Origin of the sequence: Streptomyces sp. NPDC008121, from assembly GCF_042957155.1 — a bacterium.
Lineage (GTDB): Bacteria > Actinomycetota > Actinomycetes > Streptomycetales > Streptomycetaceae > Streptomyces.
In genome coordinates this window covers 687,570-698,088 of sequence record NZ_JBIBHT010000004.1, presented here as the reverse complement: position 1 = coordinate 698,088, position 10,519 = coordinate 687,570, and the positions used below count along the sequence as shown (strand labels likewise).

The following is a 10,519-nucleotide window of genomic DNA, read 5'->3' as shown; positions in this document are numbered from 1 at the left end:
GCTTTCCGGCTTCTTCGGTTTCCCGTTTCGGCCTTCCTGCGTTTCCGACTCTATCAGATCCTTTCGGGCCTGATTCCCAGTCAGCGGGAGTTGTCCTCGCGGCTGTTGGGCCGTTCCGACGAGTGAGAGTTTAGCGGATTCCCTGCCCCCGACGCTAATCGGGGACGTGCGTTCAAACCTTCGAACACGGATTCCTCATTTCGCGAAAACACACGGAAAGCACGACGGCGCGACAAAGCGCCGTCAGCTTCTATGGGTTCTTGCGGGATGGCTGTCCGGGGCCGACCGGGGTCGGTGCTCACGTCGGACAACTCGGAGAACACTACGTACCGGGGAACCTCGTGTCAACCCCCGGCCTGGGGCGTGCCTCTCCCCGGGGCCTGGCACGCGCGGCGGCCCGCTGAGAGGGGGTCAGCCGTTGCCGGAGGCGAGTTCGCGGCTGCGGTCGCGGGCGGCTTCGAGGGCCGCGATGAGGGCGGCGCGGACGCCGTGGTTCTCCAGCTCGCGGATGGCGCTGATGGTGGTGCCGGCCGGGGAGGTCACGGCCTCGCGGAGCTTGACCGGGTGTTCGCCGCTGTCGCGGAGCATCACGGCGGCTCCGATGGCGGCCTGGACGATCAGGTCGTGGGCCTGGGCGCGGGGCAGGCCGAGGAGGATGCCGGCGTCGGTCATCGCCTCGACGAGGAAGTAGAAGTAGGCCGGGCCCGAGCCGGAGAGGGCGGTGGCGGCGTCCTGCTGGGACTCCGGGACGCGCAGGGTCTTGCCGACGCCGCCGAAGATCTCCTCCGCGTGGGCGAGGTGATCGGGGGTGGCGTGGCTGCCGGCCGAGATGACGGACATGCCCTCGTCGACGAGGACGGGGGTGTTCGGCATGACGCGGACGACGGGGGTGCCGGCGGTGAGGCGTTCCTCGATGAACGAGGTGGGGATGCCGGCGGCGGCGCTGATGACCAGGCGGTCGGTGGCGACGTGCGGCGCGAGTTCGTCGAGGAGACGCCCCATGTCCTGCGGCTTCACCGCGAGGATGAGGGTGTCGGCGCGCTTGGCCGCCTCGGCGTTGGTGACCGGCTCGACGCCGTAACGGGAGCGCAGCTCCTCCGCGCGTTCGGAGCGCCGGGCGGTGACGAGGAGGTTGGCGGGACGCCAGCCGGCTCGGATCATGCCGCTGAGGAGCGCTTCACCGATCTTGCCGGTGCCGAGGACTGCGACGGTCTGGGTCATGGCTCTGTTCACCTCGCCGGAGGGGGTTACGTGCCGCCATCCTCGCATCGCGGGGGCCGCGCGGCTCCGGGTGTCCGAGGGGCGGTCACGCCGTGCGGCGGCGGAGGGTGGCGGCCCCGAGGGCGAGGACGAGGAGGGCGCAGCCGGCGACGACCAGGGCGTCCCGTACGAAGACGTCGGTGACGTCCGGGTGGCGGAGGACCTCGTTCATGCCGTCGACGGCGTACGACATGGGCAGGACGTTCGAGAGCGTCTCCAGGACGGGCTGCATCCGGTCGCGGGCGGTGAACAGGCCGCAGAGCAACAGCTGGGGGAAGATCACGGCCGGCATGAACTGGACGGCCTGGAACTCGGAGGCGGCGAAGGCGGAGACGAAGAGGCCCAGGGCGGTGCCGAGGAGGGCGTCGAGGAGGGCGACGAGCAGGAGGAGCCAGGGGGAGCCGACGACGTCGAGGCCGAGGAACCACAGGGCGAGGCCGGTGGCGAGGGCCGACTGGACGACGGCGAGGAGTCCGAACGCCAGGGCGTAGCCGGCGATGAGGTCGGCCTTCCCGAGGGGCATCGCGAGGAGGCGTTCCAGGGTGCCGGAGGTGCGTTCGCGCAGGGTGGCGATCGAGGTCACGAGGAACATCGTGATCAGCGGGAAGATGCCGAGCAGCGAGGCGCCGATGGAGTCGAAGGTGCCGGGGCTGCCGTCGAAGACGTACCGGAGCAGGAAGAGCATCAGGCACGGGACGACGAGCATCAGCGCGATGGAGCGCGGGTCGTGGCGCAGCTGGCGGAGGACGCGGGCGGCGGTGGCGAGGGTGCGGGCGGCATTCATGGCGGAGCTCCTGGGGGCGGGGGCCGACGGGGCGGGCGGTGGCCGGCGTGGGGGCCCGCGGGTGGGCGGCAGGCGCCGGGGATCAGCGCGGTGGGGTCTCGGGGTGGGCGGCGGCGCGGGCGGCGGCGGCGTCGACCAGGCGGAGGAAGGCGTCCTCGACGGTGGCGGTGTCGTTGCGTCGCCGCAGGGCTTCGGGGGTGTCCTCGGCGAGGAGCTCGCCCTCGCGCATGAGGAGCAGGCGGTGACAGCGCTCGGCCTCGTCCATGACGTGCGAGGAGACGAGGATCGTGGCGCCGCGTCGATCGGCGATGCGGTGGAAGAGGGTCCACAGGTCGCGGCGGAGGACCGGGTCGAGGCCGACGGTGGGCTCGTCGAGGACGAGGAGTTCCGGGGTCCCGAGGAGGGCGACGGCGAGGGATACCCGGCTGCGCTGGCCGCCGGAGAGCCGGCCGGCGAGGGCGTCTGCGTGCGAGGCGAGGTCGACGTCGTCGATGGCCCGCGCCACGGCCGTACGGCGTTCCTCGCGGTGGGCGCGGCCGGGGAGGAGGACGGAGGCGAAGTAGTCGAGGTTCTGGGCGACGGTGAGGTCGTCGTACACGGACGGTGCCTGGGTGACGTAGCCGATGCGGGCGCGCAGGGCGGCGTCGCCCGCCGGGCGGCCGAGGACGTCGAGGGTGCCGGTGACGTGGGCCTGGGTGCCGACGACCGCGCGCATGAGGGTGGACTTGCCGCAGCCGGAGGGGCCGAGGAGGCCGGTGATCCGGCCGGGTGGGACGACGAAGTCGATGCCGCGCAGGACGGTGCGCCTGCCTCGGACGACGGTGAGGCCGCGGGCGACGATCGCTCCGGTCACCGGGTGGTTCGAAGCGGTGCCCGGGGCGGAGTTCGTCTCTCGGTCCGCGGCCTGCTCCGGAGCCTGCTCGGAGTAATTCACCATGTGATGAATAATGGGCGTGGAGGGAGAGGGCGTCAAGCACTCGGGCAGGGGCTCGGGCGGGCTACTTCCGCTTCGGCTTCTTGCGGGCCGCCGGGTTGCCCGTGCGGGTGCCGCGCCGCTTCTCGTACCGCGCGCGGGCCGTCTCGTACTCGGTGCGCCGCAGCTTCTCGCCGGGGGCCTCGACGAGGCAACGAAAGGCGTACGCGAGGAGGGAGCCGATGAATCCGATCGCCTTCAGGCTGCGCAGGGAGTCCTCGCGGGCCGGGTCGGCCGGGCGCCGGGCGAAGCCCTCCCAGGTCTTGCGGAAGGCGATGGCGCTGCAGATCGAGAACATGACGATCACCAGGATGTTGACGAAGCCGCCGACGTCGGCGATCTCGAGGCCCTGGTAGCCGAAGCGCAGCACGAGGCAGCCGGCCGCGGCCGCGACGAGTGCCCCGACCGCGAGGCCGGCGCGGCGCAGGCCGTAGTGGCCGGTGTGGTCGACCCACGTCGTGCCGAAGAAACGGATCTCCTCGGGGCGCGGCCCGGCGGGAGTGCCGTCGGCCGCGCTCTCGGCGGTGCCGCGGGGGGTACGGGGGTTCTCGGGCCGGTCGGTGCGGTCGTCGTCGCTCACGGGACCGATTATCCCCGGGTGGGGCGGGGGCGCGTGAGGGCCTGGGCGTGGGGCGGTGCGCGTGGGGCGTTGCCTGTGGGGTGGGCGCCCGGGCCGGGGTGCGTCCGGCCCGGGGGCCGGGGGCCCGGGTGGGTCAGCCGCAGCGGCGGGCGACGTAACCGTCGGTGCCCGTCTTCACGTAGGCGTCGGAGATGAACTCGCCCGAGGCGATGTTGTCCCAGATGTTCGTGGTGCCGTAGGGGCCGGAGATCTGTTCGCCGGGCGTCTGGCAGTAGATCGCCACCCGCACGTCCGGGGCGAGGGTCCGCACGAGCCGGAACTGCGTGCCCGGGCCGGAGCGGACGTTGACCCGGTAGCCGGGGGCGACGGGGTAGCGGGTCACGGTCATGGCGGCGACGCCGTCGAGCTCCGCGGCGGCGGGGGCGACGGTGACGGAGACCGCGGGCGCGGTGCCGTCGAGCTCCGCGACCGTGGGGGTCACCGCGACCGAGACCGCGGGTGCGGCGGGTGCGGTGCCGGTGTCCCCGCCCCTGCCGGTGCCGTCCGTCGCGGAGCCGGTGGCCACCGGCTCCGCGACGGACGTCGGCGCGTGCGGTGCCTCCGCCGTGTCCTTCGCGTCCCGTCCCTGGTTCTTCTCGTCCACGCCCATGGCGTCGTCCTCCCCCGTTGGCGCAAAAGCGCTCCATGACATCCGCGTACCGCCGACGTTCGCGTACCGCGACGCGCAGGCTAGCAAGGCCCCTCGGCCGTCCGGGGGCCATCGACTAGGCTCCGTGGCGTCGCGCACGCGCGCGAACACAACGGGGAACCACACGGGGGTGGGCTATGCCGCCGTTGCGCAGCACCGGCGCGGACCGGGAAGCGGAAGAGCCTGAATACGCCGGTGAGTACCGCCTTCAGGCCTGTCTCGGCGCGGGCGGGATGGGTGTGGTGCACCTCGCCACCTCCGCCTCCGGCCTGCGGCTCGCGGTCAAGGTCGTCCACGGGCAGTACGCGGAGGACCCGGAGTTCAGGGCCCGCTTCCGGCAGGAGGTGGCCGCTGCCCGACGGGTGAGCGGCGCCTTCACCGCGCCCGTCGTGGACGCCGATCCCGATGCCGTGCGCCCCTGGATGGCGACCCTGTACGTCCCCGGCCCCACCCTCGCCGACCAGGTGAAGCGGAACGGTCCCCTGGCCCCCGCCGAGCTGCGCCGCCTGACGGCGGGGCTCGCGGAGGCGCTGCGCGACATCCACCGCGCGGGGGTCGTCCACCGTGACCTCAAGCCGAGCAACGTCCTGCTCACCGACACCGGCCCGAAGGTCATCGACTTCGGCATCTCGCGGCCGGTGGACAGCGATCTGCGGACGGAGACGGGGAAGCTGATCGGCTCGCCGCCGTTCATGGCACCGGAGCAGTTCCAGCGGCCCCGGGAGGTCGGGCCGGCGGCGGACGTCTTCGCCCTCGGGTCGGTCCTGGTGCACGCGGCGACCGGGCACGGCCCGTTCGACTCCGACAGTCCGTATGTGGTCGCGTACCAGGTCGTGCACGACGAACCCGATCTCTCGGGGGTGCCGGGCGAGCTGGCGCCGCTGGTCGCGCGCTGCCTGGCGAAGGAGCCGGCCGAGCGGCCGACCCCCGCCGAGATCATGGCGGCGCTGCTCCCTCCGTCGTACGAGGCGGAGGCGTTCATACCGGCGCAGCGGCGGCCGCTCGTCCTGCCGGAGCCGGTGGCCGGGGCGGGCGCCGGGGCTGGGTCCGGATACGGGTCCGGGTTCGGGGCCTCGTGGGACGCCGATACTCCCGTACGGGTCACCGTGCCGGCGCGGAGGCCTCGCCGGGCCGGGCGGTTCCGGTTGCCGGTGGTGGTGACGGCGCTCGCCGGCCTGGCTGCCGGCGGCCTCTTCGTGGCGTTCGGGACGGGAGCGGACGCCACCGGGCCCGAGCCGCGCCGGGCCGAGGTCGCCACCGCCTTCAGCGGCTGGCAGACCGCACTGCAGAAGGCGGGCGAGCCCACGGCCCCCGCGTGCGCGCACGTCGGCGGCGCGCTGTTCTGCTCGGCGCGCGGGGTCGGCCTGGCGCGGCTCGACCCGCGGACCGGCCGGGTCGCCTGGTCGCACCCGGCCGCCCTCGACGATCCGGTCGCCGGGCCCCTGGCCGCGGGCGGTGTCCTCGGGGTCGTCGCCGCCGACGGCACGCTCCGTACGTACGGCCGCGAGGACGGGGCCGCGCGGTGGGACACGAGCGGTGCCGCCCGCCAGGAGGGAGCCGTTCCGGCCGGTGACACCTTCCTCTTCCCCACGTCGGCCGGGGGCGTCCGGGCCGTCGACAGCGCGACCGGCGCGCAGCGCCGCACGTACGCCCTGCGCGGGTTCACGGCTCCCCGCTTCGGTTCGTACGACCCCGCGACCGGTCTCCTGCCGGTCTTCGAGACGGCGACGGCCGCCGGGAGCGGTACGCGGACCCGCGTCGGGGCGCTGCGGCCGCGTACCGGCGAACTCGTCTGGCAGACGCGGCTGGAGGGGGATCTGGTGCCGGTGGGGATGGGGTCGGGCGGGGCGCTGTTCCTGCGCTCCGCGAACAGCGACTCGCAGATCGACGCGGTCGTACGGTACGAGCCCGGGGCCGCCGGGGCGGCGGGGGCGGTGCGGCGGGTGGCGCTGCCGTTCCGGTTGGACGAGCCCACGATCGCGGTCCGGGGCGACATCGTCTATCTGCTGACTCCGCGGGGGCAGTTGACCGCCCTGGACACGGCCGCGGCGGGCGGGCGGGTCCTGTGGGAGCTGGAGACGGCCGCTGGAAACGTCTCCGCGCCCGTCGTGACCGCCGACGGCGGCCGGCTGTACCTCTCCGCGTCCGACGGCCGCCTCCTCGCCGTCGACACGGCGCGGGGCGCCCTCCTCGGCCAGACGAAGCCCCGCCTGCGCGACGGGCGGCTCGGTTACGCCACGACCGTCCCGGCGCCGGTGGTGACCGGGGACCGGGTCTACGCGACCGCCCCCGACGGGTCGGTCTTCGCGGTGGACGCGCGCGACCCGGGGACGTGGTGAGGGAGTAGGTCCCGCGGCGCGAGTGCCTGACGATGCGGGGGGGGCTCTACGCGGCGTGAGTGGCCGGCTCCCCGGGTGGGTCACCGTGCCCGGCGACCCGCCCGGCGAGCGGGTCGCTCCCCCGAGAGGCCCGGGCCCTGGCGGCGAGCGGGTCGCTCCCCCGAGGCGTCCGGCCCCGAGCGGCGAGGGGGTCGGCGAGAACCTTGGCGGCGTACGTGAGCGGACGGACGAGCCGAAGAAGCCCCCCTTCGCGCCGTACTCGGCGGCACGAAGAGGGGCCGGCGGCTCGGGTCAGCCCAGGCGGGTCACGTCGCGCACCGCGCCCTTGTCGGCGCTGGTTGCCATCGCCGCGTAGGCGCGGAGGGCCGCCGAGACCTTGCGCTGGCGGTTCTTCGGGGCGTAGACGCCGGCCAGGGCCTCGCGGCGGGCCGCCAGGGTCGCGTCGTCGACCAGGAGCTCGATCGCGCGGGTCGGGATGTCGATGCGGATGCGGTCGCCGTCCTCGACCAGGGCGATCGTGCCGCCGGAGGCCGCCTCCGGTGAGGCGTGGCCGATCGACAGGCCCGACGTACCGCCCGAGAAGCGACCGTCCGTGACCAGGGCGCAGGTCTTGCCCAGGCCGCGGCCCTTCAGGAAGGACGTCGGGTAGAGCATCTCCTGCATGCCCGGGCCGCCGCGCGGGCCTTCGTAGCGGATGACGACGACGTCGCCGTCCTTGATCTGCTTGTTGAGGATCTTCTCGACGGCCTCGTCCTGCGACTCGCAGACGACCGCCGGGCCCTCGAACGTCCAGATCGACTCGTCGACACCGGCCGTCTTGACCACGCAGCCGTCGACGGCCAGGTTGCCGCGCAGGACCGCGAGGCCGCCGTCCTTCGAGTAGGCGTGGGCCGCGTCGCGGATGCAGCCGCCGGCCGCGTCCGTGTCGAGGGAGGCCCAGCGCTCGGACTGCGAGAAGGCGGTCGCGGAGCGGACGCAGCCGGGCGCCGCGTGCCACAGCTCGACGGCTTCCTCGGACGGGGAGCCGCCGCGCACGTCCCAGGTCTCAAGCCACTCCTTGATGGAGCGGGAGTGGACGGTGTGGACGTCTTCGTTGAGGAGGCCGGCGCGGTACAGCTCGCCAAGGATGGCGGGGATGCCGCCGGCGCGGTGGACGTCCTCCATGTAGTACGTGCCGCCGGGCGCCACGTTCGGGGCGACCTTCGCCAGGCACGGGACCCGGCGCGAGACCGCGTCCATGTCGGACAGGCCGTAGTCCAGCTCGGCCTCCTGCGCGGCGGCGAGCAGGTGGAGGATCGTGTTGGTCGAGCCGCCCATGGCGATGTCGAGGGCCATGGCGTTCTCGAAGGCCGCGCGGGTCGCGATCGAGCGCGGCAGGACGGAGTCGTCGTCCTCGTCGTAGTAGCGCCGGGTGATGTCGACGACCGTGCGGGCGGCGTTCTCGTACAGCGCCTTGCGGGCCGTGTGGGTGGCGAGGACCGAGCCGTTGCCGGGGAGGGAGAGGCCGATGGCCTCGGTCAGGCAGTTCATCGAGTTGGCGGTGAACATGCCGGAACAGGACCCGCAGGTCGGGCAGGCGTTCTCCTCGATGCGGAGGATGTCCTCGTCCGAGATCTTGTCGTTCACGGCGTCGGAGATCGCGTCGACCAAGTCGAGCGTACGGACCGTGCCGTCGACCAGCGTCGCCTTGCCGGACTCCATCGGACCGCCGGAGACGAAGACCGTCGGGATGTTGAGGCGCAGCGCGGCGTTCAGCATGCCGGGGGTGATCTTGTCGCAGTTGGAGATGCAGATCAGCGCGTCGGCGCAGTGCGCCTCGACCATGTACTCCACGCTGTCCGCGATCAGGTCGCGGGAGGGCAGGGAGTACAGCATGCCGCCGTGGCCCATCGCGATGCCGTCGTCGACGGCGATCGTGTTGAACTCGCGCGGGATGGCCCCGGCGGCCGTGATGGCCTCGGAGACGATCCGGCCGACCGGCTGGAGGTGGGTGTGGCCGGGCACGAACTCGGTGAAGGAGTTGGCGACGGCGATGATCGGCTTCCGGCCGATGTCCGCGCCGGGTACACCGGAGGCGCGCATAAGGGCGCGTGCGCCCGCCATGTTGCGGCCGTGGGTGACAGTGCGGGACCTCAGCTCGGGCATCGTCGCTCGCTCCTCGTGACGGGTGTGCTTGCTTTCGAGCGTACGCCGCCGCTCCAAGATCTGGACAGGCTGTCCGTATGCCGGACCTGGTGTTCAGCTTTCGGGCATCCGTGCGGCGTGAGCCACGGGGGGTGATCCGCGGGTCACGCCTCCGTCAGGTACCGCTGGAGTGTGGGGGCCACCAGGGCCACGATCTCCTCCGGGTCGGCGGAGGCCAGCGGCTCGACCTGGATGACGTACCGCAGGATCGCGATGCCGATCATGTGCGAGGCGGCCAGCTCCGCGCGGAACTTGGGGTCCGGCACTTCCAGGTCGGCGGCCACGCGTTCCAGGAGCCGGCGCAGGACGAAGCCGCGGAGCACCTTCGCCGCCGCCTCGTGGGTGAGGGCGGAGCGGATGATCGCCAGCAGCGGGGCGCGGGTCGCGGGGTTCTCCCAGACACCGATGAAATAGCGGGCGAGGCGCTCCCCGATGCCGTCGAGCGGGCCTCCGAGGACCTGCGGGACGACGAGGGCGGGCTCGAAGGAGATCTCGACGGCGGCCGCGAACAGCTCGTCCTTCGTACCGAAGTAGTGGTGCACCAGCGCCGGGTCGACCCCAGCGGCCTTGGCGATGCCGCGCACGGAGGTCTTGTCGTAGCCGCGCTCGGCGAACTGCGCGCGGGCCGCCTCCATGATCCGCTGCCGGGCCCCCGGTCCGCGGTCCTCCGCGGTACGGGAGGGGCGGCCGCGCCGGCGCGGGGCCGGTGCGGTCATGAGCGGGGGACCCGGCCCGGCTGCGCGGTCGCCGAGGCGAGGTGGAGGCGGGTGAAGGCCAGGGCCTCGGCGAGGTCGGCCTCGCGTTCGGCGGCGGACATCGCCCGGCGGGTGTTGACCTCGACGACGACGTGCCCGTCGAAGCCGATGTGGGCGAGGCGTTCCAGGACCTCCGCGCAGGGCTGGGTGCCGCGGCCGGGGACCAGGTGCTCGTCCTTGGCGGAGCCCCTGCCGTCGGCGAGGTGGACGTGACCGAGCCGGTCGCCCATGCGGTCGACCATGGCGAGGGCGTCGGTGCGGGCGGTCGCGGTGTGCGAGAGGTCGACGGTGAAGTGGCGGTAGTCGTCCTTGGTGACGTCCCACTCGGGGGCGTACGCGAGCATCTCGCGGTCCTTGTAGCGCCAGGGGTACATGTTCTCGACGGCGAACCGGACGTCGGTCTCGTCGGCCATCCGCCAGATGCCGGTGACGAAGTCGCGGGCGTACTGCCGCTGCCAGCGGAACGGCGGGTGGACGACGACGGTGGAGGCGCCGAGCTTCTCTGCGGCCGCCTGGGCGCGCTGGAGCTTGACCCACGGGTCGGTGGACCAGACGCGCTGGGTGATGAGGAGGCAGGGGGCGTGGACGGCGAGGATCGGGACCTCGTGGTAGTCCGAGAGCCGGCGCAGCGCTTCGATGTCCTGGCTGACGGGGTCGGTCCAGACCATGACCTCGACACCGTCGTAGCCGAGGCGTGCGGCGATCTCGAAGGCCGTCGCCGTCGACTCCGGATAGACCGAGGCCGTCGACAGGGCGACCTTCGCATCCGGGACGCGCACCACTGGTTCTGCCACGAAGGACAGGGTACGGGGCGGGCCCGGGCCCCGGGGAGGTGGTTCCGGTCACGTACGGCACCGGGCGGTCGCTCTCCGGAGCGCCGGGCACGCGCGCGTGGCCGGGCTTCTCGGAGGTCCCAGGGGGTCTTCCGGGGGCCCGGGCGGGGCGGGTACGGCGGG

9 protein-coding genes are annotated in these 10,519 nt (G+C 73.4%); 1 reads left to right on the top strand and 8 read right to left on the bottom strand.

What is annotated here, in order from left to right:
* Positions 1 to 411: 411 nt before the first annotated feature.
* The 5 genes from proC to ACFZBD_RS17535 form a co-directional block, all read right to left on the bottom strand.
* Positions 412 to 1,221 (bottom strand): pyrroline-5-carboxylate reductase, encoded by an 810-nt coding sequence (gene proC / locus ACFZBD_RS17555; protein WP_391140434.1) that lies wholly within the window; start codon positions 1,219 to 1,221, stop codon positions 412 to 414.
* A gap of 85 nt (positions 1,222 to 1,306) precedes the next feature.
* Positions 1,307 to 2,044, bottom strand: a complete 738-nt coding sequence (locus tag ACFZBD_RS17550; protein ID WP_391140433.1) for an ABC transporter permease — start codon at positions 2,042 to 2,044, stop codon at positions 1,307 to 1,309.
* A gap of 82 nt (positions 2,045 to 2,126) precedes the next feature.
* Positions 2,127 to 2,981, bottom strand: coding sequence for an ATP-binding cassette domain-containing protein (locus ACFZBD_RS17545; RefSeq protein WP_391140432.1), 855 nt, complete (start codon positions 2,979 to 2,981; stop codon positions 2,127 to 2,129).
* Between the two features lie 61 nt (positions 2,982 to 3,042).
* Complete coding sequence (locus ACFZBD_RS17540) at positions 3,043 to 3,597, bottom strand: hypothetical protein (RefSeq protein WP_391140431.1); 555 nt, start codon at positions 3,595 to 3,597, stop codon at positions 3,043 to 3,045.
* A 133-nt stretch (positions 3,598 to 3,730) separates the two neighbouring features.
* On the bottom strand, positions 3,731 to 3,985 hold the full coding sequence (locus ACFZBD_RS17535; RefSeq protein ID WP_391140471.1) for an SH3 domain-containing protein: 255 nt from the start codon (positions 3,983 to 3,985) through the stop codon (positions 3,731 to 3,733).
* Positions 3,986 to 4,422: 437 nt separating this feature from the next.
* On the opposite strand from ACFZBD_RS17535, the gene ACFZBD_RS17530 reads away from it, so the two are divergent.
* Entirely contained in the window at positions 4,423 to 6,624 is a 2,202-nt protein-coding gene (locus tag ACFZBD_RS17530) for a PQQ-binding-like beta-propeller repeat protein (RefSeq protein WP_391140430.1), read from the top strand.
* Positions 6,625 to 6,915: 291 nt separating this feature from the next.
* On the opposite strand, the gene ilvD is transcribed toward ACFZBD_RS17530, so the two are convergent.
* From ilvD to ACFZBD_RS17515, 3 genes are all read right to left on the bottom strand, one after another.
* Complete coding sequence (ilvD, locus tag ACFZBD_RS17525; protein WP_391140429.1) at positions 6,916 to 8,769, bottom strand: dihydroxy-acid dehydratase; 1,854 nt, start codon at positions 8,767 to 8,769, stop codon at positions 6,916 to 6,918.
* Between the two features lie 143 nt (positions 8,770 to 8,912).
* On the bottom strand, positions 8,913 to 9,524 hold the full coding sequence (locus tag ACFZBD_RS17520) for a TetR family transcriptional regulator (RefSeq protein WP_391140428.1): 612 nt from the start codon (positions 9,522 to 9,524) through the stop codon (positions 8,913 to 8,915).
* Complete coding sequence (locus tag ACFZBD_RS17515) at positions 9,521 to 10,357, bottom strand: TIM barrel protein (protein WP_391140427.1); 837 nt, start codon at positions 10,355 to 10,357, stop codon at positions 9,521 to 9,523. The genes ACFZBD_RS17520 and ACFZBD_RS17515 overlap by 4 nt, the downstream gene beginning before the upstream one ends.
* Positions 10,358 to 10,519: the final 162 nt, after the last annotated feature.